Genomic DNA, 18033 nt, shown 5'->3' with positions numbered 1-18033 from the left:
GGGGCTTTTTTCTGTGGAAAAAAAGAAAAGCGGAGATGGCCGTTTTGCTCTGACGGGCATAAGGTGGACTTCCGAAGCGGCGCTTTTGCCGCACAGGAAGGACAGTTTATGACCCGAGGAGCAGGCCATTGCAGCTAGACAAGAATAAAGAAATGTCTACCAGACCCTGTGGTTTAGACATTTCGACCAGAGTTAACTAAAAGGAGAGATTGACATGGCAAACATGATTCAACTGAAATTCCCAGACGGAGCAGTAAAAGAGTTTGAACAAGGCGTAACTACTGAGGAAATTGCTCAATCAATTAGCCCAGGATTACGGAAAAAAGCATTGGCTGGTAAAATGGGCGATAAATTAGTCGATTTACGTGCACCTTTAAAAGAAGATGGGGATATTGCAATCATCACACCAGAATCTGATGAAGGTCTAGAAGTATTGCGCCACAGCACAGCACATTTATTGGCACAAGCGATCAAGCGGATGTACCCAGATGCGAAGCTCGGTGTGGGACCGGTTATTGAAAACGGTTTTTATTATGATATCGATACAGAGTCAGCAATTACTTCAGAGGATTTGCCATTGATTGAAAAAGAAATGAAGCAAATCATCAATGAAAATGTTGAAATTATTCGTCATGACGTGACTCGTGCAAAAGCACAAGAACGATTTGCAGCGATTGAAGATCCGTACAAATTAGAACTTCTTGAAGCCATTCCTGAAGATGATCAAGTATCTATCTATGAGCAAGGTGATTTTTTCGATCTTTGCCGAGGTGTTCATGTACCATCAACAGGTAAATTAAAAGAGTTTAAGTTATTAAGTGTGGCCGGAGCATATTGGAGAGGGAACAGCGACAACAAAATGCTTCAGCGTATTTACGGAACTGCCTTTTTCAAAAAAGAAGATTTAAAAGCGCATCTTGAAATGCTAGAAGAAGCAAAAGAACGTGATCACCGTAAAATCGGGAAAGAATTGAATTTGTTCATGAACTCTCAAAAGGTCGGTCAAGGCTTGCCGATGTGGTTGCCAAAAGGCGCAACAATCCGCCGCATTATCGAGCGTTACATTGTCGATAAAGAAGAGCGCTTAGGCTACGATCACGTGTATACGCCTGTAATGGGTAGCGTGGAGTTATACAAAACAAGCGGACATTGGGATCATTACCAAGACGATATGTTCCCAGTGATGAAAATGGACAATGAGGAATTGGTATTGCGTCCAATGAATTGCCCGCATCATATGATGATTTTCAAACAAGGTATTCACTCGTATCGTCAGTTGCCAATTCGTATTGCTGAACTTGGGTTGATGCACCGCTACGAAATGTCAGGTGCATTGTCGGGTCTTCAACGCGTTCGCGGAATGACGTTGAATGATGCGCATCTTTTCGTACGCCCAGACCAAATCAAAGAAGAGTTCAAACAAGTCGTCAACTTGATTGTTGAAGTTTACAAAGATTTTGATATCAAAGATTATTCATTCCGTTTGTCTTATCGCGACCCAGCAGATAAAGAAAAATACTTTGATGATGATGCCATGTGGAATCGTGCACAAGCGATGTTAAAAGAAGCAATGGATGAAATGGAGATTGACTATGAGGAAGTAGAAGGCGAAGCGGCATTTTACGGACCGAAAGTAGACGTTCAAGTGAAGACAGCTCTTGGTAAACAAGAAACTTTGTCAACTGTCCAACTAGATTTCCTTTTGCCAGAACGCTTTGACTTGTCTTATGTCGGAGAAGATGGCAAACAGCATCGTCCGGTCGTTATTCACCGCGGAGTCGTGTCAACAATGGAACGTTTTGTTGCATTCTTAATCGAAGAATACAAAGGAGCTTTCCCAACGTGGCTGGCACCTGTCCAAGTGGAAATGATTCCAGTATCGCTTGACGCTCATAGTACTTATACAAAAGAACTTCAAGAAAAACTGCAGTCGCATAAAATTCGTGTAGATATCGATGAGCGCGATGAAAAATTAGGCTACAAGATTCGTGAAGCACAAATGCAAAAAGTACCGTATATGCTTGTGATCGGAGATAAAGAACTAGAAGATGGCTCGGTGAATGTTCGTAAATACGGCGAACAAAAATCTGAAAGTATGCCGTTTGAAGATTTTGTTAAACTGGTTCAAAGTGAAATTCGTTAAACAACTTGACTTCTTTTACAACGCGTGATATTATGAATAAGGTTATAGAATACTTATATGTGCAAGCAGGAGCACCCGCTTCTCACCTGATCGACCGATTGTTGGCAGGTATACACGATTGACTTTTACACGCAGAAAGACGCGTGTTGTCATATTTGCGGGTGGACCTCATTGGTCCATCCGCTTTTGTTTTGATCGGAACCCTGTAAACCGGTTCGGCCGGTTCACACATTTAAGCTATTCGCGACACTATCCGGAGGTGGATTACTATTAGCAAAGACATTAATGTAAATGACGGTATTCGTGCACGTGAGTTGCGAGTTATTGATCAAAACGGTGAACAACTTGGCATCAAAACACGTATCGAAGCACTTGAAATTGCAGCTCGTGTCAACTTGGATCTTGTTCTTGTGGCTCCTCAAGCTAAGCCGCCGGTTGCTCGGATCATGGATCATGGTAAATTCAAGTTTGAGCAGCAGAAGAAAGATCGTGAAATCCGTAAAAATCAGAAAGTGATTATCGTTAAAGAAGTGCGCTTAAGCCCTTCAATTGACGATCACGATTTCAACACGAAACTTCGCAACGCTATCAAGTTCCTTGAAAAAGGCGACAAAGTGAAAGCTTCTATTCGTTTTAAAGGCCGTGCAATTACGCACAAAGAAATTGGACAACGTGTACTTGAACGTTTCGCAGAAGCGTGCAAAGAAGTTGCAACAGTTGAGCAGCGCCCGAAAATGGATGGCCGCAGCATGTTCTTGATGCTTGCACCAGTCAACGAAAAAGAATAAGAGATCATTGTTTAGGAGGAATTCGAAATGCCGAAAATGAAAAGCCACAGCGGTGCATCAAAACGTTTCAAAAAAACGGGTACTGGTAAAGTAAGACGCCACAGCTCACACACTAGCCACTTATTCGCAAACAAATCTACAAAGCAAAAGCGTAAACTTCGTAAAGGGAAACTTGTTTCTTCAGGCGACTTAAAACGTATCAAATCATTAATCTATAACATGAAATAATAAAAGCTAAAGCGCCAGTATAGATTCGACGGGCATAAGGCGAAGAGGTGAAGCAGCGTTTTTTGCCGCACAGCCACTTTGACTTATGACCCCGAGAATCTGGGTGCTTGAGTCTAGACATGTAACAAAAAATCGAATTTTTTATATTCAGCAGGAGGTAATGTGATATGCCACGCGTAAAAGGTGGAACAGTGACGCGTCAGCGTCGTAAAAAGGTCATTAAATTAGCAAAAGGTTATTATGGTGCAAAGCACATCCTTTTCAAAGTAGCAAACCAACAGGTAATGAAGTCAGGTAACTATGCTTACCGTGACCGTCGCAACAAAAAACGTGATTTCCGTAGACTTTGGATCACGCGTATCAACGCAGCAGCACGTATGAACGAAATTTCATACAGCCGTCTTATGCACGGATTAAAAGTTGCTGGTATCGACATCAACCGCAAAATGCTAGCTGAAATCGCTGTATCTGATGCAGCTGCTTTCACATCATTGGTTGACCAAGCAAAAAAAGCAGTAACTAAGTAATTAAAAGCGAAAGTGCCTGTTAAGACCCGACAGGCTTAAGACAGACCACCAAAGCGGCGTTTTTTGTCGCACAGGTGGGCTGACTTAAGTCCCGAGGGTCTAGGCACTGCAGCTAGATAATAAAAGCGGAAATGACCGTTTTGCTCCGATAGGCATAAGATGAACTTCCCTAGTGGCTTTAGCCGCGTAGGAAGGGCAGCTTATGACCCGAGGAGCAGGTCATTGCAGCTAGATAATAAAAGCGAAAGTGCCTGTTCATTGCAGTTCATAGACATCACACAACTAGAAAGCTGCAATGCACTAGCATTTAACGCTATAATAAAAAGACTGACGAATTTTCGTCAGTCTTTTCTTATGGAGGAAAATCCGATGTTTTTGATTATTGTTGGTTATTTTGCAATTGTAACAGCGATGGCTTTCGTTATGATGAAAGTCGATAAATCTCAAGCGCAGCGTCACGGTCAGCGAATTCCTGAAAAAAACTTGTGGACCGTCGCTATTTTTGGTGGCGGCATTGGGGCTTATTTGGGCATGATGGCATTTCGTCACAAAACGAAGCATACTAATTTTCGTGTTGGTTTTCTGATTTTGGCTCTACTTGATATTCTTATTTTGATGTGGAGTTATCAAACTTTTGTTAACGGATGAGTCTCATGCTCATCCATTTTGCTTCATTAACTGTTCTATTGGGTTTTTCCAACTTATACAAGCTTCTGGATAATTCATCAAAATTTCTTTTTCTAGAAAATGAAAATCTGCTTTTGTGAATCCCTGTAATTGATCAGGTTTTTCGACCCATACAAAAATAGAGACGACTTCAAAAGAGTGTTCAGTTGTGCCTAAGTATTTTTCGCCTTCAAACAACACGCCACGAAGTGCGATAAAAAAGTTTTTTTGCACATTTTTCACATCGTCTAAAAAATAATAAGCACCCGATTCAAGTGCGTTATCGAGTTTTCTTTTAGGATCTACAACATAACGGATCAGTCGGTAAAATAAGTAGATAATTAATGCCAATACAATAAAGCGTATGAGAAAAGCCAAATGAATTACCCCCTGATTTACATAATCCTACTCATTACTATACGATTAGGAAGTAGTTTGGTTTCAAGAATGAATGAAATAAGGAGAGGTTTTATGAAACTACATGAATTGTTTAAAATGCAGGAAGAACTAGATCGCTTTATTCAATCCAATCAAAAAATTAACGAAGATGTTTTTCGTAAAAAAGGCTTAGCTTTACTAGTAGAGTTAGCGGAACTGGCAAATGAAACGCGCTGCTTTAAATTTTGGAGCACAAAAGGTCCATCAAGTCGGGCTGTTATTTTAGAGGAATACGTCGATTCTATCCATTTCTTGCTGTCACTTGGTATTGAAAAGCATTTAAACACACTCGAAAATTGGCCAGATCCCATTAGTGAAACAGACTTGACCGAGTTGTTTTTGCGAACTCAAAAAGCCATTCAAGAATTCCTTAGAAATTATTCAATGTCTAATTTTATGGAAATTTGGAGCTGTTATGGTGGAATAGCGGTGGCATTAGAGTTTAGCTATGAGGAAGTGCTGGAAGCCTATATTCAGAAGAACCAAACCAACTACGACCGCCAAAACAACGGCTATTGATAGAACGAATGTTTTGATAATTGGTGGAGATTCCTTTACAATAAGTGAGCAATGAATTATTTAGGAGGTCGAAGGAATGACTAATTTGGATGAAACACAATTAATGCTAAAAGAGTTGACAGATGCGAACGCTATTCCAGGAAATGAGCGTCAATCGCGTGAAGTCATGAGAAAATACATAACACCATTCGCTGACTCGATTGAAACAGACGGTCTTGGCAGTTTGATTGCTAGAAAAGAAGGATTAGCTGACGGACCTAAAATTATGGTAGCAGGTCATTTGGATGAAGTTGGATTTATGATTTCGCAAATTGATGATAAAGGATTTTTAAAATTTCAAACAGTAGGTGGCTGGTGGTCACAAGTTATGCTAGCGCAGCGCGTGACAATTACAACACGAAGCGGTAAAGAAATCACAGGCGTAATTGGTTCAAAACCACCGCATATTCTTTCACTAGAAGCGCGTAAGAAGCCTGTTGAAATCAAAGATATGTTTATTGATATTGGTGCCTCTTCCCGTGAAGAAGCAAAAGAGTGGGGAGTCACACCAGGAGATATGGTCACTCCGTATTTTGAATTCACGGTGATGAACAACGAAAAATTATTAATGGCAAAAGCTTGGGATAATCGGATTGGTTGTGCGATTGCGATTGATGTTTTAAAAGGATTAAAAGGTGTCAATCACCCGAACGTCGTTTACGGTGTTGGAACAGTGCAAGAAGAAATCGGCTTGCGCGGAGCAAAAACGGCGACTGCGAAGATTCAACCAGATATCGGATTTGCAGTAGATGTGGGCATTGCAGGAGACACACCAGGCATTACGAGCAAAGAGTCGAACAGTAAAATGGGAGATGGCCCACAACTATTGCTTTTCGATGCTTCAATGGTATCTCACCGCGGCTTGCGCGAACTTGTGGTCGATACGGCTGAAGAAGCGGGCATTCCGTACCAATTTGAAACGATCGCAGGCGGCGGAACTGACGCTGGGTCCATTCACTTAACAGCAAACGGCGTTCCTGCACTTGCAATCGGCGTAGCTACTCGCTATATTCACTCGCACGCTGGAATCTTGCATCGCGATGATTACGAAAATGCAGTGAAATTAATCATCGAAGTGATCAAAAAGCTAGATAAAGATACCGTCGCGCGTATTACATTCGAATAAAATCCGGAAACCCTTCGCTTTGGCGAGGGGTTTCTTTGTTGTGCAAACAAAGTGATCTTTTGCGCAAATAAAGACTTTCTTGCCGCAAACAAACAGTGAGATAGCGCAAAGAACTACGTGTATCTCGCAAACAACTAAAGGTTTTTCGCTTTTCGTTTACGAAAAGCATCCATTTAGAGATTTTCAGGTTTTAAAAAGAATGCTATACTCTATTTATTCTGATAGGAGGTGCTCTATGCACAAAAAAGAACTCGTTTTATTATCTCAAACAACAGCGCTCGAAAGGTTATTATACCGGTTGCCAGAGCAGCATCCACAACGCCAATTTCTTCAAGTCGAATTGTACCGAAGCGCTGCTGGAGAACGAGGAGAAGCTAGACTGGTACGAAAGCTGGTTGAATTCAGCCCTGAAGAAAACTACCGCTTTTTGCAGAATGTTTGCTTATCACTTGGTGAGTGGAAAATCCAAATGGACGGATTGCTGCTAACAGAACGTGGTGTGATTATTATTGAGTCGAAAAACATTAGTGGACGGCTACATTTCGATAATCAAACAGGCGAATTTGCTCGAACAGATGTAGAAGGCGTGCGGACCGTGATGGAAGATCCCGCGATTCAATTAAATAAACACATTCGCTTTTTAACGAAATTTTTCAAACTGCATAAAATCCAGTTGCCGGTCAAAGGAATTGTTGTATTCACATCCAAACAATGTGAATTTATTACGAAACCGCAAACCACCGATGTTTGTAAAACTTATCAACTAATCGATTATTTACTCAACATACTCTCCTCTTTCCCCGACTCGAATATCCGACCGAATTTAGTGAAAATCGATAAACTTCTTCAAAAACATCAAACTCCTTATAAGCGACTTCCTTTATGTCAGCTGTATGCTATAAATCCTGGCGAACTACAGACCGGTATTTTTTGAGATTCATGCAAAAGCCTGCGAATGGTTCGAAAAAAACGATGTGGCTGGATATGCGAATTGTGCCAATCGATAGATATAAATGCATTTGAAACGACGATTCGGGAATATTTTTCGCTCGTTCATAATCAGCTGAGTAATAAGATGTTGAGGCAGTATTGTAATATCGAATCGCCTTTTGTAGCGTCTCGCTTATTGTCGACTTTCGAATTTGACACAGCTGGTGCATTGCGCAATCGAACCTATCAGTTAAAGAAAAAAGACTAGCTTTTCACTTAAGTGAGAAGCTTTTTTTGATTTTGCAAACAACGTATCGACTTGCGCAAACAAAGCGCGAGATAATGTAAAGAACCGAGTGTATCCCGCAAACAAAGTCGCTCAATCCGCAAATAAAGAGTAGACGAATAGTCGCGCTCTTGTGTAAAGCTTCTGGAGCACTATTAATTTTAAGGTTCGCTTTTCACTCAAGTGAGAAGCTTTTTTTGGTTTTGCAAACAACGTCTCGTCTTGCGCAAACAAAGCGCGAGATAATGTAAACAACCGATTTTATCGCGCAAACAAAGTCATTCAATCCGCAAATAAAGCGTCTCTAGCTTCGAAAATGTACATAATAATTGACATAATGTTAAGTATAATATACATTATGTAATATAAACCGAACATAAAAGGGTGGATGAAGAAGATGCTTAAGAACCGAGTAAAAGAACTAAGAGCTCGTTACGGCTTTACCCAAAGCGATCTCGGCAAGCAAGTGGATGTCACGCGACAAACCATTGCTTTTATTGAAAAAGGGGAGTTTTCCCCTTCAATTATCTTAGCGTTAAAACTCGCAAAAGCTCTTCAGACGAACATCAACGACTTATTTTGGTTAGAGGAGGACGGAGGACATGAAAAATGATTTTCGTATGCAGTATCCATTGTGGATGATGGGATTTATCATGGTGTTAGGAATTTTCTTGTTCGGAGTCAATTCACCCGAAACGACTGAAATTGTCAATACAGAAATAGAACAAAGCATATTAGTTGAGTATGGCGTCATTCAAGGATTTGTTATTGTAGGGTCAATCATTTTATACCTGATCATGTTGTTCATTTTTTACATGAAAATAAGACGCCATAACAAGCTGTATCCAACACAAAAAATTCCGTCTTTTGCAATTCGTCCACCTGAATATTTAGAACAAGATGAAGGCATGACACATATTACGCGCATTGCTTCTCAAAAAGTCTATACCTTTATGACTTGGAGTTTGCCTGCACTCGCAGTATTTGCAATGTTTTCGCCGCTGCCACGGATTTATACCGTGCTTGCCATTTTGGTAGTCGCGTTACTTCAATACGTCATTTACTACAGAGAAATTCGCGCGCATTTAAAGGAGGAAGATGAATGATCTATGAATATTTTCTCGTTTTTTTAGGAGCGGCCATTCCGTGGTTTGAAATTGCGTTGGTTATTCCGCTTGGCGTTGTTTGGGGGTTATCCCCGTTATGGGTGATGGTACTTGCATTTGTTGGAAATATGGTCACCGTCCTGGCATTAATTATTGGCTTTGACCGCTTCCAACTTTGGTACACAAAACGACAACAAGCAAAAGGTAAAGCCACTTCGAAAAAAAGTGAACGGGCCAAACGAATTTGGAACAAGTACGGTCTGCCGGGACTAGCGATGCTTGGACCTATTTTAATTGGTACACATATTGCAGCTTTTATCGGGATGACACTTGGTGCTACTAAAAAGAACACGACGGTTTGGCTGACGATTAGCATTGCTGCTTGGACATTAGCATTCGGTATTTTGACAGCGCTTGGATTTGATTTTTTTACGGCTTGAATAAATGAAGGTAAAGTTGCTTAGATCTCATTAATACGTGGCGAAAAATGTTGGTTCGTCAAAATATCTTGCATAAGTAAAGTGGCAATAGCTCGACATCGACTTCTAGGTGATTGCGCTTTTGGGTATGTTATACTGGTGTTATTCTGAAATAAAGGCGTGAAGCTATAATGAAAAGAATTGAATCTAACCAAAACTCGCTCGTCAAGCATTGGAAAAAGCTTGGAACGACACGAAAAGAACGCGATAAATTTGCAGAATTCCTAGTCGAAGGCTTTCATTTGACAGAAGAAGCCTTGCGTAAAAAAGATCTTGTCAAATCATTGATTGTCCGCGAAGGCGTAGATATCCCAGCAGACTGGGATATTGAAGGCGTTCCTCATTATTCGGTCACGGCAGGAGTAGCGAAGGAAATTTCGGAAACTGAGCACACGCAGGGAATTTTCGCGCATTGTGCACAACCCGAATTTACAGAAGATGAGCAAAAAACATGGTCTAAGCTATTGATGATTGATGCTGTTCAAGATCCTGGCAATATCGGGACGATGATTCGGACAGCTTCAGCAAGCGGCATGGACGCAGTCATTCTTGGAAAAGGCTGTGCAGACCCTTACAACCCGAAAACGGTTCGATCTGCTCAAGGTTCACATTTTCAGATTCCTGTTGTTAAAGGCGAGCTGATTGAATGGACAGCGCAAGCTAAAGCAAATGATATCCAAATCTTTGGAACAGCGCTTCATAACTCGACACCGGTTCACGAAGTTGAGACATGTGAAAAGTTTGCTTTACTTGTTGGCAATGAAGGCAGTGGCGTTGACGCTGTACTTTTGCAGCAAACCAATCAGAATTTGATGGTCCCGCTATACGGTAGCGCAGAATCACTGAATGTTGCAGTGGCGACAGGGATTCTTTTGTATAGCTTGGTTCCTAAAAACTAAGTTTGATAAAAGTCTAGAACTTTCGTATAATGAGAAAGTAAATAAGTAAAAGCGAAGAACGGGAAAAGTATGTTGCGCCCTTACATCACAGAGATTCTGCACCTTGACTGGAAGTGTGGATATGTAAACGCCTCAGAAGTTCACCCCGCGAGCTGCCTAACGGGACCAGTAGACATACTGTAAAGATGGGCCGGTGAAGAGCCGTTATGTAAATGAGTGATTGCGATTTGCAATAACTAGGGTGGTACCGCGAATAATGCCTCGTCCCTTTTCTGGGACGGGGCTTTTTACTGTCTAAGGAGGAGAAAAAATGGAAGCACAATTGCAGGAATTGAAAACACAAGCACTCGAAAAAATTGCCACAGCGTCGACTGTTAAAGAACTGAATGATGTTCGTGTCGCGTATTTAGGGAAAAAAGGACCGATTACGGATTTATTAAAAGGCATGGGGAAACTCCCGGCTGAAGAGCGTCCGAAAATGGGAGCTTTGGTTAATGTGGTACGCGAGGAAGTTACAACGCAACTCGAAGAACGCATGGCCATCTTAGAAGAACAAGCGATCTATGAGAAGTTGCAAAGCGAAACAATTGATATTACATTACCAGGACGTCCCGTTAAAACAGGTAATGCACATCCACTGACGCGTGTAGTAGAAGAAATTGAAGACTTGTTTATTTCAATGGGTTACGAAGTAGCAGAAGGCCCGGAAGTAGAAAAAGATTACTACAATTTTGAAGCGTTGAATTTACCTAAAGGTCATCCAGCTCGTGATATGCAAGATTCTTTCTATATAACAGAAGATATTTTACTACGCACACATACATCACCAGTTCAAGCGCGGACAATGGAAGCAAAAGGCGGAGAGCCGATCAAAATCATTTGCCCGGGCAAAGTGTATCGCCGTGATAGTGATGACGCGACGCATTCACATCAATTCACACAAATTGAAGGATTGGTTATCGGCGAAGACATTCGCATGAGTGATTTAAAAGGAACGCTTTCAGTATTTGCTAAGAAAATGTTCGGCGATGATCGCGAAATTCGCCTTCGTCCAAGTTTTTTCCCGTTTACAGAGCCTTCTGTTGAAATGGATATTTCATGCTTTAAATGTGGCGGCAGTGGCTGTAACGTGTGTAAGAAAACAGGCTGGATTGAAATTCTAGGCGCTGGAATGGTGCATCCGAATGTACTTGAAATGGCTGGTTATGACTCCAAACGCCTAACTGGATTCGCTTTCGGTATGGGTCCAGAACGGATTGCGATGCTGAAATACGGCGTTGAAGATATTCGTCATTTCTACACAAACGATGTTCGCTTTTTATCTCAGTTCCAATGTACAGAACTTTAAGGAGGAAATAAAACATGCTCGTATCCATTAACTGGTTAAAAGACTATGTAAACACACAACAATTACCACCCGCTGAATTAGGTGAAAAAATAACGCGTTCAGGTATTGAAGTAGACGCAGTGATCGACCGGTCACACGGTATGACAAATGTCGTAGTGGGCTATGTTGAATCTTGTGTTAAACATCCTGAAGCTGATAAACTATCGATTTGTCAAGTAGATGTTGGCGGAGAAATGGCACAAATCATTTGCGGTGCACCGAACATTGCAGCTGGCCAAAAAGTAATCGTGGCACGTCCTGGAGCGAAACTTCCAGGTGACATCAACATCAAAAAAGCGAAACTTCGAGGAGAAGAATCGCATGGCATGATTTGTTCGTTGCAAGAACTCGGAATTGAAAGCAAGCTTGTGCCAAAAGCCTACGCTGAAGGCATTTATGTGCTGCCAGAAGATGCAAAAACCGGTTCTGATGTCATTGCAAATTTCGGTTTAGATGACACTGTATTAGAACTAGGACTGACACCAAACCGCGCAGACGCGATGAGCATGCTGGGCGTTGCTTATGAGGTAGGAGCTATTTTATCAGAAGAAATCAACCTGCCTGAGATTAGCTATACAGAAGCATCTGACACAGCAGCTTCGATGCTATCCTTGTCAATCGATGCGCCTGAAGCCAACCCTTTGTATGTCGCAAAAGTCGTTCGCAACATTAAAGTTCAAGAGTCACCTATGTGGCTGCAACAACGCTTAATGGCAGCTGGTGTCCGTCCGCATAATAACGTAGTTGATATTACAAACTATGTATTAATGGAATATGGTCAGCCGCTTCACGCATTTGACTATGATTTATTGGAAACAGGGAACATTACGGTTCGCCATGCTAAAGAAGACGAAATGATTACCACTTTAGATGACGCGGAGCGAAAATTATCTAGCCGTCAATTAGTGATTACCAATGGAGAAAAACCGGTGGCGATTGCAGGGGTTATGGGCGGCGCTAACTCGGAAGTAAGCGAAACAACGACGACTGTTGTCATCGAATCTGCTTATTTTGAATCGGGTTCTATTCGTCAAACTTCTAAAGATCATGGCCTACGCAGTGATGCTAGTTCACGTTTTGAAAAAGGCGTCGATCCAAATCGTGTCATTCCAGCCGCAGAACGTGCAGCACAGTTGTTGTCCCAACTTGCGGGTGGCGAAGTATTAGCTGGCTCTGTCATATTCGATGAATTAAACAAAGAAGAGAAAATTGTTAAAGTGTCTCCAGATTTCATTAATAGCCGTCTGGGTATGAAGATTTCCTTTGAAGACATGTGGGATATTTTAAACCGCTTGAAATTTAACACAGAAGCAACGAATGGCCAACTGGTCATTTCTGTGCCAACACGTCGACAAGACATTCAAATTCCTGAAGACGTAGTCGAAGAAATTGCTCGTCTATACGGCTACGATGAAATTCCAGCAACATTACCAGAAGCTGAAACGACACCAGGTGGCTTGACTCCCTATCAGGCAAAACGCCGCATTGTTCGTTCGCTTATGGAAGGTGCTGGATTATTACAAGCGACGACGTATTCGTTAACTTCTGCAAAATCAGTAAAACAATTTGCTTTAGAAGAAACGGAAACAACGCGTCTTTTAATGCCGATGAGCGAAGAGCGTAGTTTGTTGCGTCAAAGCTTGTTGCCGCATTTGTTGGAATCTGTTACGTATAACACAGCAAGAAGAATGGATTCGGTCGCTTTGTATGAAACCGGTTCTGTTTTCCTTAAAGGTCAAGATGAGTTACTAAACGAGCAGGAACATTTAGCGGTCGCTATTACAGGTCTTTGGCTCGATCATAGCTGGCAAGGTGAGAAAAAGCCCGTCGACTTTTTCGTCTTGAAAGGTATTGTGGAGGGGCTTAGCGATAAACTTGGTGTTGAATTGACTTTTGAACGTGGCCAAATGGATGATTTGCATCCCGGAAGAACGGCCTTTATCATGCATAGCGGTCAGCGTATTGGTGTGATCGGTGAGTTGCATCCGTCTGAACAAAAAGCGCGCGACTTGAAAACTACGGTTGTCATGGAGTTGAACTTGGCTGTGTTGTTAAGTAAAGCAACAGATGCACTTGTTTACATGCCAGTACCACGTTACCCGTCCATGTCACGTGACGTGGCATTAGTTCTTTCTAAAGTGGTAGAAGCGGCAACGATTGAAACCATCATCCGCAATGCAGGAGGCAAACTATTGAAAGACGTCCGCGTGTTCGACCTTTATGAAGGCGATAAGATGGAAGCAGGCAAAAAATCAGTCGCCTTCTCGTTAACTTACTTTGATCCAGAAAAAACATTAACAGATGAAGATGTTATCCGTGCACATGAAAAAGTATTAGCAGCTTTGACAGAAGCTGGAGCAGAGTTGAGAAGTTAACGGAATTTAATTGCAAGGTTAAAAAGGGGCTGTCCCAAAGGTCATGAACAATGACTTTTGGGTACAGCTCCTTTTCCGAGTTAAAGAACAGAATGATATCCATTGTGACGGATGTTTTCCGCGGGCATAGCTTCAACCGATTCGTCTTCAGTACCATCATCCATTTTGAAGCTAAAACAAAAGATTATTTCCGTAAAATGAAAGTAAAGACTAAAGCAGCACTTGAGGATGAATCTGTAACCCAACTTTACAGCAGACGCAAAATAGATGTAGAAAGTGTGTTCGCTCCTATTAAGCGCAATTGGTTGTTCAAAAGATTTCACCTCTAGGACTTCAAAAAGTAAACGTCGAGTTCGAGATTATGGGATAGCACTTTTTTAAGAACTTTTAAATTGGATATCTACTTTATAAAAATAATAAGCTTCATTAAATGTTAAGTGTAAATTTACTTGCGCCTCTTATCAGCTATTGCAACAGCTTTCCCCGTATTCGCAAAATGCACCTTCGTCAACCCTTTCAAATACGCCTCACCATGCTTCAACAAAATCTTCGCCGCTGCTTCATCCACGATTTTTCCAGCGCCTTTTGGCAAAGTCATACCCGCGTCTTGACTCATTCGGTCCATCTCTTCAAGAAATGCAACGCGAGCGATAATCGACGCACAGGCAACTGAAACGTGAAGACCTTCTGCTTTTGTGGAAAACAAGACGTTCTCATGAATGATTTCTGGTTCTTCTTTAATGTGCTTATAATAGATGCCGCGTTCTGCAAATTGATCGATTAAGATAAAGTTTGGTTTTTCGGGTGCAATCTCGTTTAGAACATATCTGAGTGCTTGGTTATGCAACAAGGCTTTGATTTTTCCTTGTGACCAGCCTTGGCTTTGGACTTTGTTGTATTTATCATTTTTTAAAGTTAGCACTTTATGCGCAAATGTTGCTCTAAGGTCGGGGGCAACTTGGCGCATCCAGGCATCGGTCAGTTGTTTCGAATCTTTCACACCGAGTTCGCGTGCAAGTTCAACTTTGTCGGCCGGTACGTAACACGCCGCGACGGTAATTGGTCCGAAAAAATCACCGGTGCCCGTTTCGTCAGATCCGAGAACCGAAAGTTGGGCAAAACCGTCAGGAAGTTTGTCTCCTTTGGTTGAGACGATTTTGTCAGCTGCAGGGGCAATTCCCCATTTTGCTGCTTCTCGTGCAGCTCCATTTCCTTGGAACATGACTTTTCCAGAGGTGTAAACAGTCACGACGGTATCGGAGATTTTAGCGCTAAAGCGAGCATATGGATTTTTGGAAATGATCTTGTTTTTCTCGTAATGAGCAATCACTTTGAGAAGACTGTCTTCTGTAAGTTTTAGAACGACGTTTGACATGAGTAGGTCACCTTTCTTTGATTCACAATCAGCTTGTGTTCATGGTATGATGGGTAAAGAATTCCAAAGGGGGATATTGCATTGTCAGAGCAACATAAAATTCACACGGTCGTTGACATCTATGGCAACACCTATAAAATGGTTGGTACTGAAACGTCCGGTCATATGCGCTTAGTTGCATCGATTGTCGATAGCCGCATGCGAGAAATCAATGCGTTGAATCCATCATTGGATCAAGCAAAGCTTGCCGTCTTAACTGCATCAAATGCGGTACATGACTATCTTAAACTGAAAGAGCAAGTTGAACAATTAGAAAATGAATTGAAAAAACTGAAGGGTTGACGTGAATGCTTGATATACTATTAGTCATCTTACTGGTCGGTGGTATCATCGTGGGCGCAAAAAGAGGGTTTATTGTCCAGTTGATTCATATGATTGGGTTTGTTGTTGCACTAGTCGCGGCTTATAAATACTATAAACCACTGTCCGAATACTTTGTGTTGTGGATTCCCTATCCAGCGATAAATGAAAACTCTCAGTTCACGCTAGTAGTGGATCAATTAGACTTGGATCAAACTTTTTATCAATTATTAGCCTTTGCGCTTATTTTCTTTGTTGTGAAGTTCGCATTGCAACTGGTTGCATCGATGTTTGATTTTTTAAAGTTCTTACCAGTACTTGGATTTTTCAGCAAAATTCTTGGTGCGATTTTAGGGTTTATCGAAGCTTACATACTGTTGTTTATTTTCATCTATGTGTTCGCGCTGCTTCCGCTTGATGTGGTGCAGAACCAATTGGAGAATTCAGGAATTGCTCAATCCATGATTGAGAATACGCCTTATTTTTCTGAGAAAGTAAAAGAATGGTGGTATATTTATCTATAGTAGGAACTTCTCTCTTACGAGGGAAGTTTTTTTAATCGAAACGAGGAGGGCTTTTGGTGAATAAGAAAATTATCATCAGAACACTTGAAAAAATTGCGTTATACATGGAACTTAAAGGGGAAAACCCATTTAAAGTATCGGCATTCCGAAAAGCCGCTCAAGCGCTGGAACTCGATCAGCGCAGTTTGGACGAAATCGAAGATGTCACCAAATTAAAAGGTATTGGAAAAGGAACCGGAGACGTTATACTCGAACTAATAAATGACAATAAGTCAACCGTTCTCGAAGAGCTTCAAGAAGAAGTGCCAAAAGGGCTGATTCCAATGATGAAACTTCAAGGATTAGGTGGTAAGAAAATTGCCAAACTTTACAAAGAATTGGGCATTGATTCGATGGAAACCTTGAAGGTAGCTTGCTTGAATGAAGAAATCCAGAAACTTCCAGGATTTGGTCCGAAATCAGAAGAAAAGATACTCAAAGAGATCAATGACTTTGAAACCAAGCCGGATCGTCAGCCAATTTGGAAAACGGAAGAAACCGTGGCGTTTATTCAAGATGTTTTAACATCAATTGCCGAAGTTACTGAGTTTTCAGTAGCCGGAAGTTTTCGCCGGACGAAAGAAACAAGTAAAGATATCGACTTTATTATCGCAACCGCTGAACCTGCGCTCGTGAAAGAGCAATTACTTGCGGCTTTACCTATAAAGGAAACGATTGCATCAGGAGATACGAAAGTTTCAGTAACTGTGGAAGTGTTAGAACCGATTGATGTAGATTTTCGTTTAGTCGCGCCTGAAGAATTTGTTACAGCGCTGCACCACTTTACCGGATCGAAAGACCATAACGTGAAAATGCGTCAACTGGCCAAGTCGCAAAACAAGAAGATTAGTGAATACGGTGTCGAGCAGGAAGACGGAACGGTCACTACGTTTGCATCTGAAACAGAATTTTTTGCCCATTTTGGTTTGCCGTTTATACCGCCATCGGTGCGTGAAGATGGCCGTGAACTCGATCGTTTAGATGAATTGCCAGAATTAGTAACGATTGAAGACATTAAAGGCGATTTGCACATGCATACCACTTGGTCAGATGGTGCCAACTCCTTAACAGAAATGATTGATGCGTGTGTCGCGAAATCCTATCAATTTATGGTTATTACCGATCATTCCCAGTACTTGAAAGTGGCGAATGGCCTAACCCCTGAACGACTAACAGAGCAACACGCCTTAATTCGTGAAACGAATAAAAAACACCCGGAAATCGAAGTGTTTTCTGGAACAGAAATGGATATCTTGCCAGACGCTAGCTTGGATTTTGATGATGACATGCTGAGCCAATTAGACTTTGTCATTGCCAGCATCCATTCAAGTTTCCAGCAACCACAAGAACAAATCATGGAACGGATTTTAACGGCTATGAAAAACCCAAATGTTCACATGATTGCACATCCGACTGGTAGAATTGTCGGCCAGCGTGATGGCTATAATCCGAATGTTGAACAAATCCTTGATTGGGCAAAAGAATACGGCAAAATTGTTGAATTGAATGCCAGTCCGTACCGTTTAGATCTTGCTGTTCCTTATCTTGTACTGGCTCAAGAAAAAGGAGTTCCTGTCGCAATCAACACAGATGCTCATGCCATTGAAGGATTGGAAGTCATGGAAACCGGCGTTAAGCATGCCCAAAAAGCCTGGCTGAAAAAAGACACGGTCGTCAATACGTGGTCCCTTGAAAAATTCAAAGAATTTATCAACAAATCAAAATAACAAATGATCCAGACACTTGCAGAAGAACGATATAGAACCATTTATTTTATAGCCAAAGTTAGGAGGTTCTTA

Annotated in this window: 19 protein-coding genes and 2 other annotated features; of the genes, 17 read left to right on the top strand and 2 right to left on the bottom strand. The window is 41.5% G+C overall.

Annotated features, from left to right (window positions below; translation table 11 throughout):
- Window positions 1-214 precede the first annotated feature (214 nt).
- The 5 genes from thrS (at window position 215) to FQ085_RS07640 (ending at window position 4334) form a co-directional block, all read left to right on the top strand.
- Complete coding sequence (gene thrS, locus FQ085_RS07660) at window positions 215-2143, top strand: threonine--tRNA ligase (RefSeq protein WP_149456320.1); 1929 nt, start codon at window positions 215-217, stop codon at window positions 2141-2143.
- Between the two features lie 57 nt (window positions 2144-2200).
- Window positions 2201-2341, top strand: a sequence feature (ribosomal protein L20 leader region).
- A gap of 83 nt (window positions 2342-2424) precedes the next feature.
- Window positions 2425-2931, top strand: coding sequence for a translation initiation factor IF-3 (infC, locus tag FQ085_RS07655; RefSeq protein WP_038703546.1), 507 nt, complete (start codon window positions 2425-2427; stop codon window positions 2929-2931).
- Window positions 2932-2958: 27 nt separating this feature from the next.
- Window positions 2959-3159 (top strand): 50S ribosomal protein L35, encoded by a 201-nt coding sequence (rpmI, locus tag FQ085_RS07650; RefSeq protein ID WP_008432253.1) that lies wholly within the window; start codon window positions 2959-2961, stop codon window positions 3157-3159.
- 167 nt (window positions 3160-3326) lie between these two features.
- Window positions 3327-3686 carry a 50S ribosomal protein L20 gene (gene rplT / locus FQ085_RS07645; protein ID WP_058385705.1) on the top strand — a complete coding sequence of 120 codons (360 nt, stop codon included), beginning with the start codon at window positions 3327-3329 and terminating at the stop codon, window positions 3684-3686.
- Window positions 3687-4055: 369 nt separating this feature from the next.
- Window positions 4056-4334, top strand: coding sequence for a DUF1294 domain-containing protein (locus FQ085_RS07640; RefSeq protein ID WP_058386924.1), 279 nt, complete (start codon window positions 4056-4058; stop codon window positions 4332-4334).
- Between the two features lie 9 nt (window positions 4335-4343).
- Here FQ085_RS07640 and FQ085_RS07635 read toward each other — a convergent pair whose 3' ends face one another.
- The gene (locus tag FQ085_RS07635) at window positions 4344-4730 is read right to left on the bottom strand and encodes a sigma-w pathway protein ysdB (RefSeq protein ID WP_149456319.1); all 387 of its coding nucleotides are present in this window, start codon (window positions 4728-4730) and stop codon (window positions 4344-4346) included.
- 93 nt (window positions 4731-4823) lie between these two features.
- On the opposite strand from FQ085_RS07635, the gene FQ085_RS07630 reads away from it, so the two are divergent.
- The 9 genes from FQ085_RS07630 (at window position 4824) to pheT (ending at window position 13936) form a co-directional block, all read left to right on the top strand.
- The gene (locus FQ085_RS07630) at window positions 4824-5309 is read left to right on the top strand and encodes a dUTP diphosphatase (protein ID WP_058385703.1); all 486 of its coding nucleotides are present in this window, start codon (window positions 4824-4826) and stop codon (window positions 5307-5309) included.
- A gap of 76 nt (window positions 5310-5385) precedes the next feature.
- A complete protein-coding gene (locus FQ085_RS07625) occupies window positions 5386-6474 on the top strand; it encodes a M42 family metallopeptidase (RefSeq protein WP_058385702.1) in 1089 nt (362 codons plus the stop codon).
- 235 nt (window positions 6475-6709) lie between these two features.
- The gene (locus FQ085_RS07620) at window positions 6710-7408 is read left to right on the top strand and encodes a nuclease-related domain-containing protein (RefSeq protein ID WP_262499772.1); all 699 of its coding nucleotides are present in this window, start codon (window positions 6710-6712) and stop codon (window positions 7406-7408) included.
- Window positions 7409-8087: 679 nt separating this feature from the next.
- Window positions 8088-8303, top strand: a complete 216-nt coding sequence (locus tag FQ085_RS07615) for a helix-turn-helix transcriptional regulator (protein ID WP_149456318.1) — start codon at window positions 8088-8090, stop codon at window positions 8301-8303.
- A complete protein-coding gene (locus FQ085_RS07610) occupies window positions 8293-8796 on the top strand; it encodes a hypothetical protein (RefSeq protein WP_058385698.1) in 504 nt (167 codons plus the stop codon). The genes FQ085_RS07615 and FQ085_RS07610 overlap by 11 nt, the downstream gene beginning before the upstream one ends.
- On the top strand, window positions 8793-9236 hold the full coding sequence (locus FQ085_RS07605; protein ID WP_149456317.1) for a small multi-drug export protein: 444 nt from the start codon (window positions 8793-8795) through the stop codon (window positions 9234-9236). The genes FQ085_RS07610 and FQ085_RS07605 overlap by 4 nt, the downstream gene beginning before the upstream one ends.
- 170 nt (window positions 9237-9406) lie before the next feature.
- On the top strand, window positions 9407-10174 hold the full coding sequence (locus FQ085_RS07600) for a TrmH family RNA methyltransferase (RefSeq protein WP_149456316.1): 768 nt from the start codon (window positions 9407-9409) through the stop codon (window positions 10172-10174).
- Between the two features lie 45 nt (window positions 10175-10219).
- Window positions 10220-10446: a binding site (T-box leader), on the top strand.
- Window positions 10447-10484: 38 nt separating this feature from the next.
- Complete coding sequence (gene pheS / locus FQ085_RS07595; RefSeq protein ID WP_149456315.1) at window positions 10485-11522, top strand: phenylalanine--tRNA ligase subunit alpha; 1038 nt, start codon at window positions 10485-10487, stop codon at window positions 11520-11522.
- 14 nt (window positions 11523-11536) lie between these two features.
- Window positions 11537-13936, top strand: a complete 2400-nt coding sequence (gene pheT, locus FQ085_RS07590) for a phenylalanine--tRNA ligase subunit beta (RefSeq protein WP_149456314.1) — start codon at window positions 11537-11539, stop codon at window positions 13934-13936.
- 445 nt (window positions 13937-14381) lie between these two features.
- Here the strand turns inward: pheT and rnhC are convergent, their stop codons facing one another.
- On the bottom strand, window positions 14382-15311 hold the full coding sequence (rnhC, locus tag FQ085_RS07580; RefSeq protein WP_149456313.1) for a ribonuclease HIII: 930 nt from the start codon (window positions 15309-15311) through the stop codon (window positions 14382-14384).
- A gap of 81 nt (window positions 15312-15392) precedes the next feature.
- Between rnhC and zapA the strand changes: the two genes are divergently transcribed.
- From zapA to polX, 3 genes are read left to right on the top strand one after another with little or no spacing between them, the layout of a single operon-like run.
- Window positions 15393-15653, top strand: a complete 261-nt coding sequence (gene zapA / locus FQ085_RS07575) for a cell division protein ZapA (protein WP_058385691.1) — start codon at window positions 15393-15395, stop codon at window positions 15651-15653.
- Between the two features lie 5 nt (window positions 15654-15658).
- Complete coding sequence (locus FQ085_RS07570) at window positions 15659-16195, top strand: CvpA family protein (RefSeq protein ID WP_149456312.1); 537 nt, start codon at window positions 15659-15661, stop codon at window positions 16193-16195.
- 56 nt (window positions 16196-16251) lie between these two features.
- On the top strand, window positions 16252-17961 hold the full coding sequence (gene polX, locus FQ085_RS07565) for a DNA polymerase/3'-5' exonuclease PolX (RefSeq protein WP_149456311.1): 1710 nt from the start codon (window positions 16252-16254) through the stop codon (window positions 17959-17961).
- Window positions 17962-18033: the final 72 nt, after the last annotated feature.

Source organism: Planococcus sp. ANT_H30, assembly GCF_008369335.1.
Lineage (GTDB): Bacteria > Bacillota > Bacilli > Bacillales_A > Planococcaceae > Planococcus > Planococcus kocurii.
The sequence above is the reverse complement of the archived record's forward strand: the minus strand, read 5'-3'. Positions and strand labels throughout refer to the sequence as shown.

Excerpts from the sequence above, each read along its gene's own strand:
- thrS (WP_149456320.1), top strand. The coding sequence starts at position 215 with ATGGCAAACATGATTCAACTGAAATTCCCAGACGGAGCAGTAAAAGAG.
- rpmI (WP_008432253.1), top strand. The coding sequence starts at position 2,959 with ATGCCGAAAATGAAAAGCCACAGCGGTGCATCAAAACGTTTCAAAAAA.
- rplT (WP_058385705.1), top strand. The coding sequence starts at position 3,327 with ATGCCACGCGTAAAAGGTGGAACAGTGACGCGTCAGCGTCGTAAAAAG.
- FQ085_RS07640 (WP_058386924.1), top strand. The coding sequence starts at position 4,056 with ATGTTTTTGATTATTGTTGGTTATTTTGCAATTGTAACAGCGATGGCT.
- FQ085_RS07630 (WP_058385703.1), top strand. The coding sequence starts at position 4,824 with ATGAAACTACATGAATTGTTTAAAATGCAGGAAGAACTAGATCGCTTT.
- FQ085_RS07625 (WP_058385702.1), top strand. The coding sequence starts at position 5,386 with ATGACTAATTTGGATGAAACACAATTAATGCTAAAAGAGTTGACAGAT.
- FQ085_RS07620 (WP_262499772.1), top strand. The coding sequence starts at position 6,710 with ATGCACAAAAAAGAACTCGTTTTATTATCTCAAACAACAGCGCTCGAA.
- FQ085_RS07615 (WP_149456318.1), top strand. The coding sequence starts at position 8,088 with ATGCTTAAGAACCGAGTAAAAGAACTAAGAGCTCGTTACGGCTTTACC.
- FQ085_RS07610 (WP_058385698.1), top strand. The coding sequence starts at position 8,293 with ATGAAAAATGATTTTCGTATGCAGTATCCATTGTGGATGATGGGATTT.
- FQ085_RS07605 (WP_149456317.1), top strand. The coding sequence starts at position 8,793 with ATGATCTATGAATATTTTCTCGTTTTTTTAGGAGCGGCCATTCCGTGG.
- FQ085_RS07600 (WP_149456316.1), top strand. The coding sequence starts at position 9,407 with ATGAAAAGAATTGAATCTAACCAAAACTCGCTCGTCAAGCATTGGAAA.
- pheS (WP_149456315.1), top strand. The coding sequence starts at position 10,485 with ATGGAAGCACAATTGCAGGAATTGAAAACACAAGCACTCGAAAAAATT.
- pheT (WP_149456314.1), top strand. The coding sequence starts at position 11,537 with ATGCTCGTATCCATTAACTGGTTAAAAGACTATGTAAACACACAACAA.
- rnhC (WP_149456313.1), bottom strand. The coding sequence starts at position 15,311 with ATGTCAAACGTCGTTCTAAAACTTACAGAAGACAGTCTTCTCAAAGTG.
- FQ085_RS07570 (WP_149456312.1), top strand. The coding sequence starts at position 15,659 with ATGCTTGATATACTATTAGTCATCTTACTGGTCGGTGGTATCATCGTG.